At 45.4% G+C, this 22,530-nt stretch carries 22 protein-coding genes; 21 read left to right on the top strand and 1 reads right to left on the bottom strand.

Features of this window, described 5'->3' with window-relative positions:
• Positions 1 to 8: 8 nt before the first annotated feature.
• From ACFFT4_RS06250 to ACFFT4_RS06190, 13 genes are all read left to right on the top strand, one after another.
• Positions 9 to 1,325, top strand: coding sequence for a nucleotide sugar dehydrogenase (locus tag ACFFT4_RS06250; RefSeq protein ID WP_378045992.1), 1,317 nt, complete (start codon positions 9 to 11; stop codon positions 1,323 to 1,325).
• Between the two features lie 27 nt (positions 1,326 to 1,352).
• The gene (locus ACFFT4_RS06245) at positions 1,353 to 2,312 is read left to right on the top strand and encodes a Gfo/Idh/MocA family protein (RefSeq protein WP_378045990.1); all 960 of its coding nucleotides are present in this window, start codon (positions 1,353 to 1,355) and stop codon (positions 2,310 to 2,312) included.
• Between the two features lie 39 nt (positions 2,313 to 2,351).
• Positions 2,352 to 3,461, top strand: coding sequence for a DegT/DnrJ/EryC1/StrS family aminotransferase (locus ACFFT4_RS06240; protein ID WP_378045988.1), 1,110 nt, complete (start codon positions 2,352 to 2,354; stop codon positions 3,459 to 3,461).
• A 22-nt stretch (positions 3,462 to 3,483) separates the two neighbouring features.
• Positions 3,484 to 4,275, top strand: a complete 792-nt coding sequence (locus tag ACFFT4_RS06235) for a polysaccharide deacetylase family protein (RefSeq protein ID WP_378045987.1) — start codon at positions 3,484 to 3,486, stop codon at positions 4,273 to 4,275.
• Positions 4,265 to 5,170: a hypothetical protein gene (locus ACFFT4_RS06230; RefSeq protein WP_378045985.1), complete on the top strand. Its 906-nt coding sequence runs from the start codon at positions 4,265 to 4,267 to the stop codon at positions 5,168 to 5,170. Before ACFFT4_RS06235 ends, ACFFT4_RS06230 begins: the two co-directional genes overlap by 11 nt.
• Positions 5,171 to 5,175: 5 nt before the next feature.
• On the top strand, positions 5,176 to 5,886 hold the full coding sequence (locus ACFFT4_RS06225) for a DapH/DapD/GlmU-related protein (protein WP_378045983.1): 711 nt from the start codon (positions 5,176 to 5,178) through the stop codon (positions 5,884 to 5,886).
• Positions 5,887 to 5,906: 20 nt separating this feature from the next.
• Complete coding sequence (locus ACFFT4_RS06220; protein ID WP_378045982.1) at positions 5,907 to 6,491, top strand: sugar transferase; 585 nt, start codon at positions 5,907 to 5,909, stop codon at positions 6,489 to 6,491.
• A 28-nt stretch (positions 6,492 to 6,519) separates the two neighbouring features.
• A complete protein-coding gene (locus ACFFT4_RS06215) occupies positions 6,520 to 7,512 on the top strand; it encodes a 3-oxoacyl-ACP synthase III family protein (protein WP_378045980.1) in 993 nt (330 codons plus the stop codon).
• 19 nt (positions 7,513 to 7,531) lie between these two features.
• The gene (locus ACFFT4_RS06210; RefSeq protein ID WP_378045979.1) at positions 7,532 to 7,768 is read left to right on the top strand and encodes an acyl carrier protein; all 237 of its coding nucleotides are present in this window, start codon (positions 7,532 to 7,534) and stop codon (positions 7,766 to 7,768) included.
• A 725-nt stretch (positions 7,769 to 8,493) separates the two neighbouring features.
• Complete coding sequence (locus ACFFT4_RS06205) at positions 8,494 to 9,294, top strand: SDR family NAD(P)-dependent oxidoreductase (RefSeq protein WP_378045977.1); 801 nt, start codon at positions 8,494 to 8,496, stop codon at positions 9,292 to 9,294.
• Positions 9,285 to 9,917, top strand: a complete 633-nt coding sequence (locus ACFFT4_RS06200; protein ID WP_378045975.1) for an acetyltransferase — start codon at positions 9,285 to 9,287, stop codon at positions 9,915 to 9,917. Before ACFFT4_RS06205 ends, ACFFT4_RS06200 begins: the two co-directional genes overlap by 10 nt.
• 23 nt (positions 9,918 to 9,940) lie before the next feature.
• Positions 9,941 to 11,092 (top strand): DegT/DnrJ/EryC1/StrS family aminotransferase, encoded by a 1,152-nt coding sequence (locus tag ACFFT4_RS06195; RefSeq protein WP_378045973.1) that lies wholly within the window; start codon positions 9,941 to 9,943, stop codon positions 11,090 to 11,092.
• Between the two features lie 74 nt (positions 11,093 to 11,166).
• On the top strand, positions 11,167 to 11,661 hold the full coding sequence (locus ACFFT4_RS06190; protein ID WP_378045971.1) for a hypothetical protein: 495 nt from the start codon (positions 11,167 to 11,169) through the stop codon (positions 11,659 to 11,661).
• Between the two features lie 64 nt (positions 11,662 to 11,725).
• Here the strand turns inward: ACFFT4_RS06190 and ACFFT4_RS06185 are convergent, their stop codons facing one another.
• The gene (locus ACFFT4_RS06185; protein WP_378045970.1) at positions 11,726 to 12,166 is read right to left on the bottom strand and encodes a hypothetical protein; all 441 of its coding nucleotides are present in this window, start codon (positions 12,164 to 12,166) and stop codon (positions 11,726 to 11,728) included.
• Positions 12,167 to 12,446: 280 nt separating this feature from the next.
• Between ACFFT4_RS06185 and rfbC the strand changes: the two genes are divergently transcribed.
• The 8 genes from rfbC to ACFFT4_RS06145 all read left to right on the top strand — a co-directional run bounded on the left by rfbC (position 12,447) and on the right by ACFFT4_RS06145 (position 22,145).
• On the top strand, positions 12,447 to 12,989 hold the full coding sequence (gene rfbC / locus ACFFT4_RS06180) for a dTDP-4-dehydrorhamnose 3,5-epimerase (RefSeq protein WP_378046430.1): 543 nt from the start codon (positions 12,447 to 12,449) through the stop codon (positions 12,987 to 12,989).
• 12 nt (positions 12,990 to 13,001) lie between these two features.
• Positions 13,002 to 13,982 (top strand): dTDP-glucose 4,6-dehydratase, encoded by a 981-nt coding sequence (rfbB, locus tag ACFFT4_RS06175; RefSeq protein WP_378045968.1) that lies wholly within the window; start codon positions 13,002 to 13,004, stop codon positions 13,980 to 13,982.
• Complete coding sequence (gene rfbD, locus ACFFT4_RS06170) at positions 13,979 to 14,863, top strand: dTDP-4-dehydrorhamnose reductase (protein WP_378045966.1); 885 nt, start codon at positions 13,979 to 13,981, stop codon at positions 14,861 to 14,863. Before rfbB ends, rfbD begins: the two co-directional genes overlap by 4 nt.
• Before the next feature lie 68 nt (positions 14,864 to 14,931).
• Positions 14,932 to 15,198 carry an alpha/beta-type small acid-soluble spore protein gene (locus ACFFT4_RS06165; protein ID WP_378045964.1) on the top strand — a complete coding sequence of 89 codons (267 nt, stop codon included), beginning with the start codon at positions 14,932 to 14,934 and terminating at the stop codon, positions 15,196 to 15,198.
• A 143-nt stretch (positions 15,199 to 15,341) separates the two neighbouring features.
• Positions 15,342 to 16,544, top strand: a complete 1,203-nt coding sequence (gene metK / locus ACFFT4_RS06160) for a methionine adenosyltransferase (protein WP_378045963.1) — start codon at positions 15,342 to 15,344, stop codon at positions 16,542 to 16,544.
• A gap of 114 nt (positions 16,545 to 16,658) precedes the next feature.
• A complete protein-coding gene (locus ACFFT4_RS06155; RefSeq protein WP_378045962.1) occupies positions 16,659 to 17,240 on the top strand; it encodes a hypothetical protein in 582 nt (193 codons plus the stop codon).
• A gap of 151 nt (positions 17,241 to 17,391) precedes the next feature.
• On the top strand, positions 17,392 to 21,798 hold the full coding sequence (locus ACFFT4_RS06150; protein WP_378045960.1) for an Ig-like domain-containing protein: 4,407 nt from the start codon (positions 17,392 to 17,394) through the stop codon (positions 21,796 to 21,798).
• The gene (locus tag ACFFT4_RS06145) at positions 21,795 to 22,145 is read left to right on the top strand and encodes an MmcQ/YjbR family DNA-binding protein (protein WP_378045958.1); all 351 of its coding nucleotides are present in this window, start codon (positions 21,795 to 21,797) and stop codon (positions 22,143 to 22,145) included. The genes ACFFT4_RS06150 and ACFFT4_RS06145 overlap by 4 nt, the downstream gene beginning before the upstream one ends.
• Positions 22,146 to 22,530: the final 385 nt, after the last annotated feature.

Below are 22,530 nucleotides of genomic sequence, written 5' to 3'. Positions count from 1 at the left end.
GGAACGACATGACATTAAATGCTGATCAATTAATTGATTTATTTAACACTAAAAATGCAGTAATTGGCGTTGTGGGATTAGGCTACGTTGGTCTTCCTCTTGCAGTTGAAAAAGTGAAAGCTGGCTATAAAGTAATAGGGTTTGATGTACAAGAGAAAAGAACTAACATGGTTAACAAGGGGGTAAACTACATAGGCGATGTAGTCAGTGAAGAGTTGGAGATTATAGTATCATCTGGAGGATTGGTAGCTACTACTGATTACTCGCGAATAAGTGAAGTAAATGCAGTTACAATCTGTGTGCCAACCCCTTTGGACACGTACCAACAACCGGATACATCCTATGTTGAAAGTTCTGCTCGTGAAATAGCGAAGTATCTTCATAAAGGAATGCTAGTTGTTCTTGAAAGTACAACTTATCCAGGAACGACAGCGGAAGTTGTAAAGCCTATACTAGAGGAAACAGGATTAATCTGTGGTGTTGATTTTTTCTTAGCCTATTCTCCAGAGAGAGTAGATCCAGGAAATAAATTTTTTAAAACTAAAAATACCCCAAAGGTTATAGGGGGAATTACACCTTCGTGTACCTTGGTAGCATCCACAATGTATAGAAATGTACTAGATGGAGAGGTGCATGAAGTTTCAAGCCCAGCAGTAGCAGAAATGGAGAAAATTCTTGAAAACACTTTTCGGAATATTAATATAGCGCTAGCAAATGAGATGGCGATCCTGTGTAATAAAATGGGAATCGACGTTTGGGAAGTAATTGACGCTGCTGCATCAAAGCCATATGGCTTTATGCCCTTTTATCCGGGGCCTGGTTTAGGAGGACATTGCATTCCGATTGATCCGTATTATCTTACCTGGAAGGCTAGGGAGTTTAATTATCATACAAGACTTATAGAGGTTGCAGGCGAAATAAACAACAGCATGCCAGATTTTGTAATCGATAGATGCATGCAGATACTCAATTCTGAAAAAAAACCTCTAAATGGATCGAGAGTACTTATTATGGGGATTGCTTATAAAAGAGACATAGACGACTATAGAGAGTCGCCTGTAATTCCGATTATTAATCAACTTGAAGAGTGTGGTGCTATATGGCAGGTGACAGATCCTCATGTAGAGCAGTTTAACTGGAACGGAAAGGTGGTTGAGACTGTCTCACTAACAGAAAAAACTATAATCGGCTCAGATTTGATTCTGATAACTACTGATCATAGTGCATTTGATTATACTCTTGTTGGCAATAAGGCTCAGATAATCTTCGATACAAGGAATAGTATGAAGGGGTGTCCTGTTACAGGGAAGTACTACAGATTATAAATTAAAAAATAAAAAAGATGAGTGTGGGTGCCTGAATTGATCAGAAAAGTCATTGTCATTGGGGCAGGAAATTGGGGCAAGAATTTAGTGAGAACCTTTTTTGAATTAAATTCGTTGATAGCTGTTGTTGAGGCGAGTTCTGTTCTGAGAGATGCTATTTCTAATGATTTTCCTGATATTCCAATTTATGAAAGTTATTGCGAGTGTAAAACAATCGAGCATCAAGCTGTTGCCATAGCAACACCAGCATCAACGCATTTCCAATTGGCAGAACAAGCGTTGCTGATGAATAAAGACGTCTTTGTTGAAAAGCCCTTTACTCTATCAACTTCGGATGCACAACGATTATCGCAATTAGCGTTGCAAGGTAAAAATATACTTATGGTGGGTCATCTATTGCTCTATCAACCTGCAATTCAAAAACTAAAAGAATTTATTAGAGAGGGTGTTATAGGGAATTTACACGCCATTCATCAAGAGCGTTTAAAATTGGGACGGGTACGTTCTATTGAGAATGTATTATGGAGCTTCGGAGTTCATGATATAGCCGTTATCTTGTTTTTAGTGGGGTCCTCTCCAATAAATTTTCAAATAAGTGGTCATCGCATCTTGCAGACGGAGATAGAAGATGATGTTTACATGCATATGCAATTCAATAAAAATGTAACGGCACATTTGCATACATCGTGGTTATGGCCGGAACAAAGACGACAACTTACGGTAATCGGCACTAAAGGAATGCTAACATACAACGAGGAAAACCAATCGCTCGTATTGCATAAAAAGAGTATCATGGATGATCTTTCAAACTACGATGAAGGCCAAATAATTCTATATCAAGCGGAAGAGCAGCCATTAAGATTAGAATGCGTACATTTTCTTGATTGCATTAACAACAGAACAGTCCCTATTTCAGATGGATCAAATGGAGTAGAGGTTATCCGTATTCTTGAGGAAGCTTCAGCTTTATTGAAGGATACGAATTAAGGACATATTAATTATTTGTGGGAATTGAGGAGGATTGACTTGAAAGTTCCAATTCTGGATCTTAGCGAACAGTATCGATTTCTAGAAAGAGACATTCATCGGTCATTATCAGAGGTGATGTCCAATTCCCGCTTCATACTAGGAGAAAACGTAAAGAGGCTCGAAAGAGACATCTCTCGCTTTAGTGGCTCAGAATTCGGGATCGGAGTGGGAAATGGAAGTGATGCTTTGCACTTATCCTTACTAGCATGTGATGTCAAAGCGGGAGACGAAGTTATTACAACTGCATTTACTTTTTTTGCAACAGCTGGGGCTATTGCTAGGGTTGGTGCGAAGCCCGTGTTTGTCGATATTAATCCAGATACTTTTAATATGGATGTACAACAGATAGAAAATAAAATAACGTCGCGTACCAAGGCAATTATTCCAGTACACTTGTATGGCCAATGCACTGAAATGGATCCGATATTGGATTTGGCAAGTCAGTATAATCTTGTGGTTATCGAGGATGCTGCTCAGGCCATTGGAGCAACTTATAAGGGGAAAAGGGCCGGAGAACTGGGGACGACAGCATGTTTTAGCTTTTTCCCAACAAAAAACTTAGGCGCCTATGGAGACGGGGGGATGATTGTAACCAATGACCCCCAATTAGCAGATAAGATAGGTGTTCTTCGGGTTCATGGTAGCAAACCGAAGTACTACCATCACGTTTTAGGATACAACAGCAGACTTGATGAACTTCAAGCCGCTATATTAAATGTAAAATTTCCATATATGGAAAGATGGATTGCCCTTCGTCAAGAGAAAGCGAGTTTTTATAACCATTTACTTGGCGAATTAAGACAAGTAATTCTCCCACAAGTTCATTCGGAATGCAACCATGTATTTCATCAGTATACTATTAAAGCTCAGCAGAGAGATGAACTACAAGAATATCTTAAAAGTCAAAATATTGAGACAGTCGTGTATTACCCAAAACCATTACATTTGCAACCTGTTTTCGATTATTTGGGATATCAGGAAGGCGATTTACCAAATACAGAGATTGCTTGCAGGGAAGTTCTTTCATTACCAATGTATCCAGAAATCTCTGAGAGTCAACAAGAATACGTAGCTTCATGTATTCTGGGTTTCTACCGGAACTCTTAATCAACTGAAAGGTGAATCTTAAATGATTAAAGCTTATCCCTTTACCTATACCAATTATATACATGTACTACAGAACGCTTTGCAGAAAAGATATAAGTTCGTAAGCTTTCGAGAAATGGTAGAGAATCAGAAGATATATGAAAAGAAGATAATATTGAGACATGATATTGATATTTCGTTGGAAAAAGCCCATAGAATGGCTAAGCTAGAAGCGTATCTCAATATTAAGTCTATATATTTCATTATGGTCTCATCGGAATTTTATAATGTTTCAAGTCCTTCCTCAAAAGATATTTTAACAGAAATTGTTGCAATGGGACATGAGATCGGGTTGCATTTTGACAATACAGCATATAAATATCAAGATCTGGATGAGATGCGTAGCCTTATTTTTAGAGAAGCTGCTCTATTAGAAAGTATAGTGAACACCGATATTACAGCAGTCTCCTTTCATCGTCCTTCTAGAGAAATACTTGAACAAAATTTAAACTTAAATCCCATGGTTAATGCTTATAATCATGTGTTTTTCAATGAAATTAAGTATATTTCCGATTCTAGAAAGACATGGATAGAGAAGTCGATAGATGAAGTGATTAACGAAGATCAGTATTCGAAAATTCAATTGTTAATTCATCCGATTTGGTGGGGGGAAGAAGAGACCACCTTTCATGATTCCTTTATCCATTTTACCAGAGACTATAAAAGAAATATGTTTCATAAATTTTCAAGAAATATAAGGGATTTTCCGGAAGAACTAAAATCATTTTTCTACGAGGCAATTGAGTCTTCTGGGAGGGAGAAATATGGGGATTAAGGCGTCGCACATAGCATCTTTCTTGAATGCTGAATTACATGGTAAAGACATCTCTCTCATTAAAGTAAGTTCTCTAGATTCCATGTATTCTAATAGTGTTGTTTATGCCAAACAGTTATCTGAAGATATTGTACATTTACTAAATAATCGGAATGATCTACTAGCGATAGTGTGCAGAGAATATGATGGATTATTACGCAATCCTCATATTATTTCACTCAATCCTAGGCTTGATTTTGCTAGAATTCTGAAGAATTTTTTTGAGAAGGATAGAAAAGTGGGAATAGAAAGTACGGCAATTGTATCGAAAACGGCAAGTATTGGCATGGGTAGCTATATAGGTCATTATTCTATAATCGGAGATGGAGTAGTAATAGGGAATTGTACAGAAATACGGGATCACGTCGTAATTAAAGATAATTGTGCGATCGGTAATCAATGTATCATTAAATCAAATACAGTAATCGGAGAAGAAGGCTTCGGCTTTGAATTTGATGAAAATGGGGCCCCTATAAGGATTCCCCATTTAGGTAGCGTTAGAATAGGGGATGAAGTTGAAGTTGGCGCATTGAACGTTATAGCACGTGGCACTTTGGATGATACAATACTTTCAGATAAAGTCAAGACAGATGATCATGTATTTATAGCCCATAATGTTAAGGTTGGTGAAAATACCGTTATCATAGCAGGTACAGAGATAAGTGGAAGTGTAACAATAGGAAAGAATGTTTGGATAGCTCCACAATCAACCATCATCAATAAAGTCGATATTGGAGACAACTCTTTTATAGGAATTGGTTCGGTTGTGATAAAATCCGTTGATTCAGATGTTGTGGTAGCCGGATTTCCAGCCAGAAAAATTAAAGATAGAGATGTAACCTCAGACAAAGGATGATTATTATGAAACCCGCTAAAGTAGGCCAAAATGTAATTATAGAAGATAATGTAACCTTTAGTGATGGCGTCATCATAGGAAACAATGTGATTATTTATAATGGGACGCATATCGGTGAAAGAGTAATTATTCAGGATAATGTAGTAATTAATAAACGTCCAACCAGAGCAAAAAATTCTGCTTTACAACGATCGGAAGACCTAGTCTCGACCGTTATCGGAAATGATTGTATTCTAGGTACTTCTTCCATCATCTATGCTGGTGTGGTGTTGGAGGATGAAGTTTTTGTGGCTGATTTAGTTAGTATACGAGAAAAAGTAAGAGTCGGGGCTGGAACAATTGTTGGTAGGGGAGTTGCAATAGAAAATGAGTGCGTGATAGGGAAAAAATGCAAACTTGAAACAAATTGTTACATCACAGCATATTCAATTCTTGGTGATTATGTATTCATTGCACCTTGTGTTGTAACGACGAATGATAACTACCTTGCGAGAACAAGGGAGAGGTTTGAACACTTCAAAGGAATTACAGTGAAAAACGGGGGAAGAATTGGAGCAAATTCAACAATATTACCGGGTAGAATTATAGAAGAAGATGGAACGGTAGGGGCCGGAAGTGTGGTAACAAAGGATGTTCGTAGAGAAGAGTTAGTATTGGGATCCCCTGCACGAAAGATAAAAGATGTTCCAGTTAATCAGTTGCTTCGAAATCAATAATTGGGGAAAGGGAGAGGGGGATGAAGAGGCTTATCGATTTTGCGGGCGCTATCATTCTTTCTATCATAGTTTTTCCAGTAATTGTGGTTGTATCGGTTCTAATTACTATCACTATTGGTAAACCAATATTTTTTCAACAGCAGCGGCCTGGATTAAAGGGCAGACCGTTTACGATTTTCAAATTTCGCACCATGAGTGGCAAACGTGATGAATTGGGTCTATTACTTTCGGATGAACAGAGAATGACTTCTTTAGGTCGTATTTTACGGAAATATAGTATTGACGAAATTCCGCAACTTTGGAATGTTTTAAAGGGCGAACTGAGTTTTGTAGGCCCCAGACCACTTCTAATGGACTATCTCGATCGTTATACTCCTGAGCAGGCTCGACGGCATGAAGTTAGGCCAGGAATAACTGGTTGGGCACAAGTGAATGGGCGTAATGCGATATCTTGGGAAGAAAAGTTTAAGTTGGACATATGGTATGTAGATAATCACAGCATTTGGTTAGATTTTAAGATAATTTGGTTAACACTGAAAAAGGTAGTGCGATCCGAGGGGATTTCCCAAGAGAATCATGTTTCAATGGAAGAATTTCGTGGATAACGTTTGCAACTGAAGAAAGAGGTGCTATATGAAAGGCTACATTCATTCCTTGGAGTATTATCTCCCAGAATTTGAAGAATACAATTCACGCGAAGATAAGACAACGGAGAAGATCGGAATATATTCTAGACATATAGCAAAACTGAACGAAAGTGCCTCTGATTTAGCGATTGCTGCAGCTACAAAATTATTCGAAAAGGAAGAAATTGATTATAAAAGTGTAGACTTCCTAATCTATTGTACGCAATCGCCTGATTATATTCTGCCTACTTCAGCATGCATTATTCAATCAAAATTGGGCTTGTCAACAACATGCGGTGCACTGGATGTCAATTTAGGATGTTCCGGTTATGTATATGGATTATCACTAGCTAAAGGGTTAATTGAATCAGGTTCCGCCCAAAATGTACTCCTTCTGACAGGCGATACTTATAGTAAATATATCAACAAGAAGGATAGAAGCGTTAAAGTAATATTTGGAGATGCCGGTTCAGCAACTCTGATTTCCGCTATAGAATCCAATAGGGATCTCATAGGACCATTCACGTTTGGTACGGATGGGGCTGGTGCAAAGAATTTGATAATTCCTGCAGGAGGAGTAAAAGAACCCATCTCTGAAGCGTCATTTTTGGAGGCGGCCGATAGATTTGGAAACGTGAGATCTAGAATGAATTTATATATGAATGGTCCGGAGATATTTAATTTCACATTAAAGGAAATACCATCTGCAGTGCAAACACAAATGGAGAAATCCTGTAGGGCTATGGAAGATTACGACTTCTTAATTTTTCATCAAGCGAACAAATACATGTTGGAACATTTGCAGAAAAAGCTTAAAATAGAGGGGAGCAAGTTCCCGATAGATATGCAGAATTACGGAAACACAGTTTCTTCAACGATACCGATCGTACTAAAAAATTTGCTGGATAATAAACAGATTAACGAGGGAAATCTACTAATGCTAGTTGGATTTGGTGTGGGCTATTCATGGGCAACTTGTAATGTGGTATGGCAAAACTAAAGTAATTGGAGGATGCGTTATGACGATATCGGAATTTATTTCTAAGTTTGAAGAGGACGTTGTGTTTGTACAACAGGGCTCGCTTACCCTTGATACTCGATTGAATGAACTTGATGAGTGGGATTCTATGGCAACTGTTGCTGTGCTGGCTTTAGTCGACGAGAATTTGAACCTGCGGTTAAATACAGAGCAATTATCTACCTGCAACACTGTTGGAGATTTGGTGGCATTAGTCAGAGACAACTTGGAGACATAGATGGCATCTCCAAGAGTCGATAATATTGGGATCAAGGGGATAACCTGCTTGGTTCCATCGTGGATCATTTTTGTAACGCAATCGCTAGATCATAATCTGTCGATAACTTCAGCTGTTATTCAGCATAGATTAGTTGTCTCTCCGAAAGCTGTCTAGCCCTCTCGATATTTCCCCAGGTAGTCGGGATATATCAACGGGCTTATGACAGCTTCTCAATTATGTCAGCAAGTACTTGCAAGCAAATGTTTCTATTTGTTAGCGACAAGATTAGGTTAACAAGGTAGATATCTCCGGCGGATCGTTTAGTAGCTTTGTTGTTCGGATGAGGGATCGACAAACGCGATTGATGTGATCTCCCAATGCTTTTCAAAGATCTTTTATTGCGGGGATGCAGGAAGCAAGAGAAGACCATCTTATTGAGTGGATCGAGAATATCTAATGTCACGCTAAAAAAAGTTCAGACACTACTAGTAGATACTCTTGCTAATCATGGCTGGAAGGGAATTCACTGATTTTAATCCTTTTGTCATACATCTAAGCCATTAAGTATATGATCGATTACTTCTCTCCATATGAGGGTAGTGGAAATGTGCCCGTAAATACTGAGCGATTCGGAAATATAAGCTTCCGTACCCATTCATCTTATGTTTGGTGATGCGCCGCAAAGTAAGTTGAGTGACAAATCGTTGAATACTTGTGAGCAAGAGAGGCGACAGAATTAGGTAATGTCCGATACTGATTATCTAGGGGAGTTGATTCCGGTGTGCGACCCATACACTCTCGAGAATAAGACGATTCTTATAACTGGGGCATCTTCTGGGATCGGGCGGGCTACGGCGAGGATTGCCAGTTTACAAGGTGCAAATGTGATCTTAGTCGGCCGGCATAAAAAAAGCCTATTGCAGACTTTGGACGAGATGGAGAATCGTTCGAGGCATGGTATAGAAGAGTTCGATCTGAATGAAATCGATGCTATCCCGGATTGGTTAAAAAGCATCACAAAGAATTTAGGTATTCAAATCAATGGATTAGCACACTTTGCAGGAATCCATGAAACTGTCCCTCTTAGAGTTATACAAAGAAAAAGTATGGATGCGGTAATGAATGTAAATCTATATTCTGCGTTGGCTTTGTTAAAAGCATGTACGAACAAAAACGTATTTATGTCCGGGGGCTCGATTGTACTTACTTCATCCGTAATGGGACAAGTGGGACAGGCGGGTGTTGTTACCTATTCGGCAAGTAAAGGCGCCGTTATAGCTACTGTCAAGTCTTCTGCGTTAGAATTGGCTAAAAGTAAAATACGAGTAAATGCGGTCGTGCCAGGCATGGTACATACGAATATGTTTGATGACTTAGTTAGGAATATGCCTGAGGATCAATTCGAGAAAATGCAATCGTATCATCCTCTGGGCTTCGGGGAACCTGAAGATGTGGCGCATTCCGTTATCTATTTACTATCGGATGCGGCAAAATGGGTAACTGGAACTGCATTGGTGGTAGATGGAGGATATACATGTCACTAAAAGAGCTTATTATTGTTGGTGCCGGAAGTTTTGGGCGAGAAGTTCTTTGTTGGGCAAGAGATATCCATCAAAATAAATGGAAAGTAAAAGGCTTCATTGACGATAATTTAAACTCGTTGAATGCTTATAACATTGATGTTCCTGTTGTGTCTAGGATTACTGGGTACCAACCAGATCTCAACGAAGTATTTGTTTGTGCGATTGCTAAGCCTGATATCCGACTAAAAATTACGGCTGACTTAGAGAATAAAGGGGCCGAATTTGTTAATATTATCCATCCTACAAGCGTGATCGGTGGAAACAATCAAATAGGAACAGGAAATATCCTGTGCCCGTACTCTGTAATTACGACTAATGTAACCATTGGGAATCATGTCATTGTTAACCTACATTCTTCAATAGGTCATGATGTCGTAATAGAAGACGGAGTGACCTTAAGTGCCCATTGTGATATAACCGGTTTTGTTCAACTAGAAAAAGGAGTCTTTTTAGGGAGCGGAGCTAGATTGTTGCCTAGTGCGCGTGCAGAGCAATTTTCTGTAATTGGAGCAGGTTGTGTAGTGTTAAAACACGTTAAAGCTCATAAAACGGTATTTGGTGTACCGGCAAGGTACCTTAACTAGGTCTGGAAGCGAGATGTTCCTGTATGAGCAATAATAAAAGAATCTATCTCTCATCTCCCCACATGGGAGAGTATGAACAAGGTTATGTTTCAGAAGCTTTTTCAACGAATTGGATTGCTCCCCTTGGTCCCCATGTTAATGCTTTCGAGAACGAACTTGCTGATTTGGTCGGGATTCGGGAAGCTGCAGCGTTGTCATCGGGAACAGCCGGCATTCATCTGGCTCTTCGTTTGTTAAATGTGGGGACGGGGGACAACGTGCTTTGTTCGTCACTTACATTTGTGGCCACGGCCAATCCGATTCTCTATCAAGGGGCGCAGCCAGTCTTTATTGATTCAAATAGAGAAACATGGAATATGTCGCCTGAGGCTCTGGAACGGGCCTGTAGAGAGCTAGAGAAGCAAGGCAAGCGTCCCAAAGCGGCTATCGTTGTTAATCTGTACGGACAAAGCGCAGATATGGATCTAGTCCTTGAAATTTGCAACCGTTACAGCATACCGGTAATCGAGGATGCAGCGGAGTCATTAGGAGCTACATACCGTAACAAGGCGAGCGGAACGTTCGGCCGGTTCGGAATCTATTCCTTTAACGGCAATAAGATCATTACCACTTCTGGTGGTGGGATGCTTATTTCCAATGAGGCGGAGTCCATCGCCAAAGCCCGCCATTGGGCTACGCAGGCACGGGACCCTGCGCTTCATTACCAGCATAGCGAAGTAGGGTATAACTACCGATTGAGCAACATCCTGGCGGGAGTAGGGAGAGGACAATTGCGTGTTCTAAATGAACGAGTGGCGGCTAGACGCAAGGTCTTTGAACGTTATTATGATCGGCTATCCAAATATAAGGGCATAGATTTTATGCCGGAAGCTTCCTACGGCAGATCAACGCGGTGGTTGACTGCGTTGACCGTTGATCCAACTAAATCAGGCGTAACTTCGTTGCAGATCATCGAATATTTAGCCGAAAGAAATATCGAATCCCGGCCGGTTTGGAAACCCCTGCACTTGCAGCCGTTATTTGATGGAGTTCCTTATTATTCGCATTCCGAAGAAGAAAGCATTTCCGATAAGTTGTTTAAATACGGTTTGTGCTTGCCTTCCGGATCGAATATGAGCGAAGAGGAACAGGATTTTGTGATAGATTCTATCGAGGAGCTATTGCAAGGTAAATAGAATGTATCTCGCAACTTTCCCGAACTAGAACGCGTACAAATTGGTAGAACTTGTCGAACGGGGAGAGATGAAACTTGACAAAGTCAAAGAAATGGACGATCTGGGGAGCAACGGCGTTACTGGCGATAATAATTGGGACGATTAGTATTATGTCGAAAGTCGAAGCAGACGGCGGCTCTACTCCTGGTTCTGTGGATGATCCGCTGGTCACGAAGGCATATGTGGATGCTGCAGTTGAGAAACTGGTGAAGCAGGAGCTTGAGAAGGGCGGATCGGTCGGCGGTGGGGGATCTGCTGCGATTGAAGTTGTTACCGTGCCTTGGGGATCGAAGCTTATCGTGGCAGAAGGCGGTGAGATGATCGTACGCTCAGGGAAGGCGATCGCTTACAGTGCAGAGGCCGACGGTTTATCGGATTTGACTGACGGTATAGATATTAAGCCGGGTAAGCCAGTCGGAAACAATCACCTCATTCTTAACCCTAGAGGCGACAGGGGTATAGAGGCTGATCCGAAGCAAGCCAATGGGCTTATTGTGCTTGTCAGAGGCAAATATACACTACAACAATAAATGGAGCAGCACAAGAAGAGAAGGGAATCTCCCCTATAAGGAAGATTCCCTTCTCTATGACTATTTACAGCAAAAGAACAAAGTACGGATTGGGAGAGTAAAACGGCGTTCCTGCACCAGAAACTTCAATGTTAACTACCGCTCCCGGATTAACGACGATATCGAACTGAAAATATCCGGCTTCCATACGTACCGGATTTACCAACACAATACCGGAACCGCTGATGGACGACGGGATATAGCTTGCTCCATCCGGACTTTCCACGATCAAGGTGTATGTTCTCGTGTAGGAGAACGTATTAACAAATCTGAAGTAATCAACATCGCCGGGCGTCAGAGTAGGATAAGACCAGTCGCCGGCGCTAAGCACGATCGGGTTGCTTGGGCTATCCGGTTCATGCGGCGGAACGTAGACGGCAGCACTGGCGCTCGCCGGGATAAGCAGGACTGCCAAGAGAGCGAACGCGCTAAGCGAAGCCAGCAATTTCCTTCCGATCTTGTTCATTAAAAATTCCTCCCTGTCTTCCTTGAATTTTTTGACTGGCCAGTCACCTTCATCCTAACTATTCTTCCATAAATAGTAAATGGTCCTTTGGGTCCAATTCCCATTTCTGAAATGTTGAAATGTGGTATATCATGCTGTTAACTGTAGATTCATGACGAAATGATGATAAGCGCTGTTGATTTTTTTATCTCTCCAGCCCATGACCACGAATGTCGAAGTGAATACCCTATAGAATGCCGAATTACGGTAACTATCCGATACGGGTGATCAAGTGAAGGTCATGGAGGGAAAGCTTGCCGGTATTAAGTTGATCGAACCGACCGTGTTCGAGGATGCGCGAGGATATTTTATGGAGAGCTATCAGGCGGAGCGTTATGCGAAGAACGGGCTTCCGAAGGCGTTCGTTCAAGACAACCATTCGTTGTCGAAGGAAGCTGGGGTGATTCGCGGGCTGCATTATCAGCTTCATCCACAGGCGCAGAGTAAGCTGGTTCGCGTGACAGCGGGGGCTATTTATGACGTTGTAGTGGATATTCGCACAGGATCTCCGACTTTGGGTCAATGGGAAGGCTTCGAGCTGTCGGCGGAGAATAAACTGCAATTATTTGTCCCGGCAGGGTTCGCCCATGGCTTCTGCACGTTGGTTTCAAATACAGAGGTGCAGTACAAGGTGGATCGCCTGTATTCCAAGGAGCATGACAGAGGCATTCTCTGGAACGACCCTGCGATTGGGATCGTATGGCCGACAACGCAGCCTATTCTGTCGGAGAAGGATGCCAGGCACCCGGTTCTGGCGCTCGCGGAGCATAACTTTAAGTATTAGAGGGTGGTCAGCATGAGAGTTCTTGTTACGGGCGGAGCCGGGTTTATCGGCAGCAACTTTGTTCACTATATGCGAAGTCGACATGAGAATTATCAGTTGGTAAACGTGGACCTGCTCACCTATGCAGGAAATCTCGATAATTTACAAGGGATAACGGAATGGCCGAACTATCGTTTTGTTCGAGCGGACCTATCGGACCATGCGAAGATGGAGACGATTGTAGGCGAAGGCTTCGACGCCATCGTTAACTTTGCGGCGGAATCGCATGTGGATCGCAGCATTGCCGATCCGGGCTTGTTTGTGAGAACGAATGTAATGGGAACCCAAGTGCTGCTCGATCTTGCCAGAAAATACAATGTACCGAGGTTCGTGCAAATTTCGACGGATGAAGTCTACGGCACGCTTGGAGACGTCGGATTATTTTCCGAAAGGACGCCTCTTGCTCCCAACAGTCCTTATTCGGCGAGCAAGGCGGGAGCGGATCTGCTAGTGCGGGCCTATCACGAAACCTACGGGATGCACGTTAATATTACACGCTGCTCCAACAATTACGGGCCGTATCAATTCCCGGAAAAGCTGATTCCGCTGATGATCACCAAAGCCCTGCAGAATCAGCCGCTGCCCGTATACGGAGACGGTTTGAATGTAAGGGACTGGTTATATGTAGAGGACCATTGCCGGGCAATCGACCTGGTTCTGCACAACGGGAAAAAGGGTGAAGTATACAATATTGGCGGTAATAACGAGAGGACGAATCTTCAGGTTGTGACCACGATCTTGAAGGAGTTGGGGAAGCCGGAGGAGCTCATTCAATTCGTCGAAGACCGGCTTGGACACGACAGGAGATACGCGATAGATGCCTCCAGAATTCGTCATGAACTCGGATGGCAGCCACAGTTCGATTATGAATCCGGAATCCAAAAGACGATCGAATGGTACTTGCAGCATGGAGAGTGGCTGGAAAGAATCGCATCCGGAGCTTATCGACAATGAGCGGACAAAATACAGTTATCCTGGTCACCGGTGCAGGCGGTCAATTAGGGCAAGAGCTCGTTCGTATGAATGTGGACGGTCTCAAAATCATCGGGAAAAATCGATCCGAGCTGGATATTACGGACTTTGGAAGCTGCGAAAGGGCATGTGTGTCTCTAAAACCGGATATCGTCGTTCACGCAGCGGCGTATACGGCCGTCGACAAGGCGGAATCCGAACCGGAAGCGGCCTGGACGGTTAATGTGGAAGGAACGCGCAATATGGCAAAAGCAGCAGAAGCCGTTGGAGCTAAGTTCTGCTATATCAGCACGGATTATGTATTCGATGGAAGGGGAACGACGCCGTACCCGGAAAACCATCCAACCTCCCCTCAATCCGTCTATGGAGCCACGAAGCTGGAAGGTGAACGGAAAGCGAGCGAGTTTTCCTCGAAATGTTTTATAATACGGACATCCTGGGTGTATGGAAAATATGGCGGCAATTTCGTAAATACGATGCTCCAAATGGCGCAGAGCAAGAAGGAAATAACTGTCGTAAACGACCAGATTGGTTCTCCGACCTATACGTTCGACTTGGCCTCGTTGATTGTCGAGCTTGTTCGAACGGATAAATATGGTGTGTACCACGCTTCGAACAGCGGAAGCTGCTCATGGTATGAGTTTGCCAAAGCCATTTTTGAGGAAGCGGGGATGAAGTCCATTGCCGTGCGGCCCTGTTCGACGGAACAATATCCGCGCCCTGCGCCTCGCCCATCGTATTCCGTGTTTGGTCAATCCGCGTTAGTCGGAGCTGGTTTTACCCCGTTAAGACCTTGGAGAGAAGCCTTGCGCGAATACTTGTCGCAGCGTTTCGACTCCTACATTTTCCCCGGTAATCCATAATGTAATACGCCTTGAATGAGAGCCAGGGAGCCATAATAAATCCATCACCTTCAAGGGAGGAATGGCTTATGGCGAGAAGAAGCAACAGACTTGTCGTACCGGAGTGTCAAAATGCGATCAACCAAATGAAGTACGAAATCGCTTCTGAACTGGGAGTATCCATCGGACAGTATGCGGAAGGATTCGACACGGAATTTGCCGGAGAGCTGGGAAGCATGGGAGCGGGGGGATTCGGGCAAGCTTATCTTGGCGAATTAACCTCGAGAGAAGCGGGCTCCCTGGGCGGCGGAATTACGAAGCGTCTGGTTCAGCAAGCTCAACAAACGCTTCTATAAGCCATGCGGAAAGCTGGTGGAACTCGGGCGGCTGTCCATTGACACCCCTCGACAATTCCGGTATCATTATTTATCGAAGGTTTATTTTTAACAGCCTTTTCCAATTGGGAAAGGTTGATTTTTATATATGGAGGTTGAAGACTTTGTCGATTAAAGGCCGGCATCTCTTCACGTCCGAATCGGTCACGGAAGGCCATCCGGACAAAATTTGCGATCAAATTTCCGATGCCGTATTGGACGCATTCCTGGAAGCGGACCCTTATGCGCGCGTAGCGTGCGAAGTTTCCGTAGCTACCGGACTTGTACTCGTTATCGGCGAAATCAGCAGCAGGGCCGATTTTATCGATATTTCCGCCATTGCGCGCCGCACCATCAAAGACATCGGCTATACGCGCGCGAAATACGGCTTCGACGCCAGCACTTGTGCGGTTCTTACTTCCCTGAACGAACAATCCGCGGATATCGCGCAAGGGGTAAATGCTGCGCTTGAATCCCGCGACGGCAAAGATATGCAGCAGGAAAGCGAAGATATTGGCGCCGGCGACCAAGGCTTGATGTTCGGTTTTGCAACGAACGAGACGCCCGAGTTGATGCCTCTGCCAATCGCTCTGGCTCACCGTTTGTCCCGCCGTTTGTCGGAGGTTCGCAAGAACGGCACGCTCCCTTATCTGCGCCCTGACGGTAAAACGCAAGTGACGGTGCAATACGACGACGGCAAACCGGTGCGGGTCGACACGATTGTCGTATCCACGCAGCACTCGGATGACATTACGCTGGAGCAGATCCAGAAAGATATTCGTGAACACGTGATCTACCCGGAGGTTCCGGCGGAGTGGCTGGATGACGAAACGAAATTTTTCATCAACCCGACAGGCCGTTTCGTTATCGGAGGACCTCAAGGGGATGCAGGTTTGACGGGCCGCAAAATTATTGTCGATACGTACGGCGGCTACGCTCGCCATGGCGGCGGCGCGTTCTCCGGCAAGGATCCTACCAAGGTCGACCGTTCGGCGGCTTACGCGGCCCGTTATGTGGCCAAGAACATCGTTGCTGCCGGGTTGGCCGACAAGTGCGAGATCCAGCTTGCCTATGCGATCGGCGTAGCCAGCCCGGTATCGATTAACGTCGATACTTACGGTACGGGCAAAGTATCCGAAGAGAAGCTGGTCGAGTTGATCAAGAACAACTTCGATCTTCGTCCTGCCGGCATCATCAAAATGCTCGATCTGCGTCGTCCAATCTACCGCCAGACGGCGGCATACGGTCACTTCGGCCGTACGGACGTGGATCTGCCTTGGGAGCGTCTGGATCGTGCAGAGGCTCTGAAGCAGGGGGCTTTGGCTTAATAAAGGTATCTTGATATCATGGACTTCCGATTAATTTCGGAGGTCCTTTTCTTTAACTGTTCTACATAAGAACTGCTGTGGTACAATCTACTAAAAAAGGAAAGGGTGCAGAAAATGGAAGTAAGAAAATACGCAATTGGATTGATCGTTGGAGCAGTTTTGATGTATTCCGGGCAAGCTGTGGCTGAATCGGTTTCAAAAATTGGGAAAAAGGTACAAGCGGAATATAATGTTAAGGTAGATGGCAAAGTATTAAACACTAAAGCGTTGGCAGTTGATAATCAAACCTATACCCCAAACCGGGTATTAGCCGATGCGATTGGATATGACATTGCATTTTCCAACAAGGAAGTTGTTTTTAATAAAAAACCAGGAAGCATTGGCGTTAATTTGTCGGCAATTAATCTGATTTCATCAGATGATCTGGTGAAATTAAGGAAATCGGAAGATCAAATTAGAATAATAACTGAACAGATTAAAGAACAAGAACGGATCTTGACGGGATTGGATTCCGATTTAAAAATTGCCACTGGAGAATTGGGAGCAGCTGTAGATAAAAACCAGAAACAAGTTGCCGAGGCGCGAATTTCGGGAATTATTTCCAGCACAGAAACGACGAAAGAACGGCTGAAAAATATTCAATCCAAACTTCAAAATGAAACGGATGTTATTGTCTCAATTAGGAGCAAGTATTAGGATTTCTACAGTTACGGCAAAGCCAGAGCCGACTCTGTCGGAGTGACTGGCTTTTTAATTGCAATTGGAAAATAAGCCCTCCGACCCTAACTTTACAGGGACAAAATGCCGAAATAAAAGATACTATGTGTGTTCATCGGGAGGTAATCTTTTGCGGCTTAAACGAACTCTATTCCTTACGCTGATTATGACACTTGTGGCTCAATTGTGGATAGCGGGAGCTTCCTTTGCAGCACCAAGCGGTCCAATTATGGTGGCTACATATCCTGCGAGCTACGAGTCGACCGTGCCGGCCAATGCGAAACTGAAGATTAAGTTTGACGAGAATGTTTACCGCGGCAGCGGCGGGACTGTTTCTATTAAAAACTCGAACACTAACGCAACTGTTGCAAGTTACGATATGGCCAATTCGGCTCATAATAGCTATGTCAGAGTGGATCCTGCCAGCGCGGACACGATCCTTATCGAGCCCAACGGTTCTCTCGTTGCCGGTCAGAGCTATTATGTCGAAATCAGTCCTAATGCATTCACGAATGCGGCCGGAGCAGGGTTTGCAGGTATTAATAACGCAACCACTTGGAACTTTGGCGTAATTGCCAGCGATACGACGGCGCCTTCTGCAACTCCAATTCCCTCGAGTGGCGGTACCATAGCGGCTACAGGCGTGATCCAGCTTGTTTTTAACGAGAAGGTATTTGCAGCTGTCGGCAACATTCAAGTTATTCGGCTGGATACGAACGATACGCAGGTTATATCGGTACTCTCGCCAGAAGTAACCGGAAGCGGCGTTACAGATGGCAGCGGCAAAACAACGATATCGATTCAACCGTCGATTCGTCTGGTCTCGGGCAAGAGTTATCGGGTTATTGTCCCGGCAGGGGCTTTCGTCGATGTGGTGGGAAATTCCTCGAACACGATGAATTGGACGTTTAATACGACAGCCTCGTCCTTAGCGCCGACCCAAAAGTTGCCGACGGATAATGCCACAAATGTGGCCATTGGCGCTTTTACGGCGAAGATGACGTTTGCAACGCCGATTGTAACTGGAACATCCGGATTCATTTATCTAAAAAAGGTACAGACGAACGAAACTGTGAGCACGATTAATATGGCAAATGTTTCGGATCGCAATCGGGTTACCGGCAGCGGTACCGCGACCATTAATATAGCCTTTGCGCAGCCATTGGTTGCGAGTACCGAATATTATATTATGATAGACCCTGGCGTTCTGAGGGACACAGGCGGAAATATCTATGAAGGTATTGTCGATGCGGTGACCTGGAGCTTTACGACACAAGCGGGCGTAGACAATGTCAGGCCGCTCGTAAACAAGTTTATTCCGGCTTCCGGAGGATCTATCACGGCAGTCAACGGTACAATAAGCCTAGAGTTCAACGAAGTGGTCAAGCCCGGAAGCGGTACGATCGTCCTTCGCAATGTGGCGAACCAAGCGGTTGTTTGCTCGATTCCGGTTACTCACGGGGCAGTCACAGGGGGCGGGACGAATAAGATTTCCATTACGCCTTCTGCTTATTCTTCCTGCGGCTCGTTTGTGAAGAATACGACTTATGCCGTGCAAATCGGAAGTCTGGCTATCACCGATCTGGCGGGTAACGCCTACGCTGGAATCGGAACGACGGATTTCACGACCTGGAGATTCAGTGTGGCGACGGATACCGTGAAGCCTGAGTTGGTTAGCACATCGCCGGTTGTCGGGTCCAATAGCGTGAAATTGGACGCCGTATTTTCCATGATCTTCGATAAACCGGTACAAGTTACTCCCGGAGCTACTGCCACCTTGTATCGGGTCGTTTCCGGAACGACCCGGGATCCGATCTCGGCTGCGCTGGCTATGGATGGAACGGATTCGAAGAAGATCCTGATGACACCGACGACATTGCTGCAAGGAACATCTTCCTATATTGTCAGTATTCCGGATAATGCGATAGCGGATTTGGCAGGGAATACCTTCCCCGGCATTCTGAACGATTACCGCTGGACCTTCCAGACCCTCGGCTCGGATAAAACCGCTCCGGCCATTCAAAACGCCGCAATGGACGGAGGAGTTATCGTCCTGACGTATAACGAGGAATTGGATTCGACGGTTGTCCCTTATCCGGCCAATTACTATGTCACCGTTAACGAGAATCCGAGACAAGTCAATGCGGTCACGATCAACGGCAATACGGTACGGTTGACGCTGCAATCCGGCGTTGCGGTCGGACAAACGGTCAAAGTATCGTATACCCGAGACGTCAATACGGCTAAACAGCTTCAAGATCTTTCGGGAAACAAGGCGGCTGCGTTCACCAATCGAGACGTGACGAATACGACGGATACAACGCTTCCCAGGCCGGTAAGCGGAGTGCTGAATGGATCGACCTTGACGCTCCATTTCAACAAGTCTCTTGCCGCAGTCAATAGTAATGCCAGATCGCAGTTTACAGTCAAGATCAATGGATCTTCTTACGGAATCAGTTCTATTGCTTCCAGCGGATCGACGGTCACGTTGACGCTATCCAGCAGTGTCAACAATACGCAAACGGCATCTGTGACTTATGTACAAGGCTCGTACCCGTTACGGGACACAAGCGGGAATGCCGTCGTAGGCTTTAACGATTTCTATATCCAGAATGTTAACGATACAGTGCCTCCTGTGCTAAGCGGAGCAACGGCAAGCGGAACGAAGATTACGCTAATCTATAACGAGGGACTAAGCCCGTCGTCAATTCCGCAAAAATCGAATTTCTCGGTTATCGTGGCAGGGTCTGCGGCAACCCTCTCGTCGATAGCGATTACGAACAATATCGTTGAGCTAACGATGGCGCAGACGATTGCAACGAATGCTGTCGTGTACGTCTCTTATATTCCGACAAGCCAGGGCATTAAAGATTTGGCCGGCAATCTCGCTCCAGCCATTAACAGCTATCAAGTGACGGGAACGGCGGCGACTACAGCGACGCTTTTGTCCGCGACGGTGTATCAGAGCGAGCTTACGTTAACCTATAGCGCTCCGCTGAGCACGGCCTCGGTGCCTTATGCATCGCAGTACTATTTGAAGGTGAACGGTGTTTTTTCAAGTATTACTAATGTGAATGTGAGCGGCTCGCAGGTCAGATTGACTTTGTCCGTACCGGTGGGTTTGGGATCGACTGCCACGTTGAGCTACATGACCGCCGGAAATGCGCTGAAGGATTTGACGAATCAGCCGGTTGCGGGCTTTACCGACACGTCGGTGACGAATCAATCTTCATCTACCGGAGGGGGCGGAGGAACGATCGCCAATCTGCCGGACTATATGGAAGGGGACGGCAGCGGCGGTGTTCAGTTCCTCACGGAGAAAGCTTCATCGACTTCTCTTGGCTCGACGCCTTCCGGCAAAACGATGCCTCGTTATACGCTTGACGGAACGAAGTTCCTTGGCGCGTACGATTCGATCAGAACGAACAGCGGGGTAACGGTGCCGCGATTGACGTTCAAGGTCCCTTCAACCGAGCTGGGAGCTATCGTGGCGGTTCCGATCGGCGCGATCATGGACGCGTCGGCAAGAGCTTCGAACACTTCGTTCAGAGTGGAGTATGGAGAGTATCAGTTTGAGCTGCCGCTGCTGGCGGTGAACTACAGTAAGGAGATTTATTTGGCCGGGGGCAATACGACGTCCTCCTACCTGCAGTTCATTATCGAGAAAGTGCCGGGAGCGCCGGTAATTTCCACCCTGAATATTTTCGGAGCGCAGTCGGTAGCGACCCCGGCGGATTTCTCCGCCGGAATTCTTACCGGATCGAATTACAGGGCGATAGATAATTATGAGCAATACGTCACGAGGTCATTCCTGCTGCCCGGCTTTACCGGTTCCGCAAGCAACACGGCGGTGGTTCGTTTCGATCCGGAGGCGAACCAAACGACTTACGTGCCTACACAGTTCGATAATGTCGGAGGCGCAACCAGAGCGAGCTTCAAGCGCAAAGGGAATAGCGTGTATACCGTCGCAAGCAGAACCGCTTCCTTCACGGACATGACAAGCCACTGGGCGCGAAATGATGTTACGCTACTGGCTTCGAAATTCATCGTAACCGGGGAATCCAACAAGCTGTATGCTCCGGGGAAAAATATTACGCGCGCGGACTTTGCGGAGTTCGTCGCTCGTGGAATCGGCTTGGACGGCGATCGCAATGCGGCTACGCGTTTCTCCGATATTACGGTAACGAACAGTTCGGCCGCATTTATCGGTGCGGTTAGTAAAGCGGGCATCGTGGAAGGCGGAACGGATGGCAAATTCCGTCCGAGCGCGGCCATTACTCGGGAAGAGATGGCAACGATGCTTGTGCGGGCAATGAACTATGTGGGCGTGCAGACCCCGGCGTCCAGCACGGCTCTGAACGCTTTTAAGGATCGGACGAAGGTAAGCGGCTGGGCGAAAACGGGCATGGAAATTTGCGTCACCGCAGGATTGATTCAGGGAACCAACATCAAAATGATCAATCCGCAAAGCAATGCGACTCGAGCGGAAGCCGCGATTATGCTCAAGCGGTTCCTCGAGTATGTGGAGTTCATGTGAACCATGCTCGATTGATAGAAGCAGGGCTGGCCAAGCCCGGAACCGCCCTGCGCTATCCTTTCGATCCCGATCTGCCCGTGCTGTTCGTCGGAAGCAAGCTGTTCGCGCTTCTCGGGCATACGGGAGAGCGGGAGAGCGTCAACCTGAAGGCGGACCCCGAGGAGGCGTGGCTGTTGCGGCAGCAATATGCCGACTCCGTACTGCCGGGGTACCATATGAACAAGAAGCATTGGAACACGGTCGTCCTGGACGGCAAGGTGCCGGACGACGAGGTGATGGCGATGCTGGAGCAGTCTTATCTGCTGGTCCGAAGCAAGCTGCCCAAGCGGGAGCGGGACGAGCTGTAGTAGAGAGAAAAGAACGGCGAGCGATCGTCGTTCTTTTTTTCTAGTGTGCCACGCATGGCGATTAACTAGGCGGTGAAAGTCCGCTGTGGGGGCTTGTAGTTGCCAACCACTAGCCAAGAGTAAGGGTGCCCATCGCGAGGTGGAATCTGAAGGAAGCTGGAGGCAAAATCCCGACCCGAGGAACACGAACATCATCAGGCATGAAATGCGGGACGAGTTTGCTAGACAAAACGAAATCCAATTAACTACACGGACGCATTCATGTAAATGTTGCGGGTACGTGGGAGGAAAGTGAATCGTCTTACCGTGGGAGGTCTCATGGACGTGAGGAGATGCGCTTCGAATCACGGTTGAAACAAGATTTACCATGAGAAGTCAGCAGAGG

It is taken from the genome of Cohnella cellulosilytica, assembly GCF_042431195.1.
GTDB lineage: Bacteria > Bacillota > Bacilli > Paenibacillales > Paenibacillaceae > Cohnella > Cohnella cellulosilytica.
This window is presented reverse-complemented; position numbering and strand designations above follow the sequence as displayed.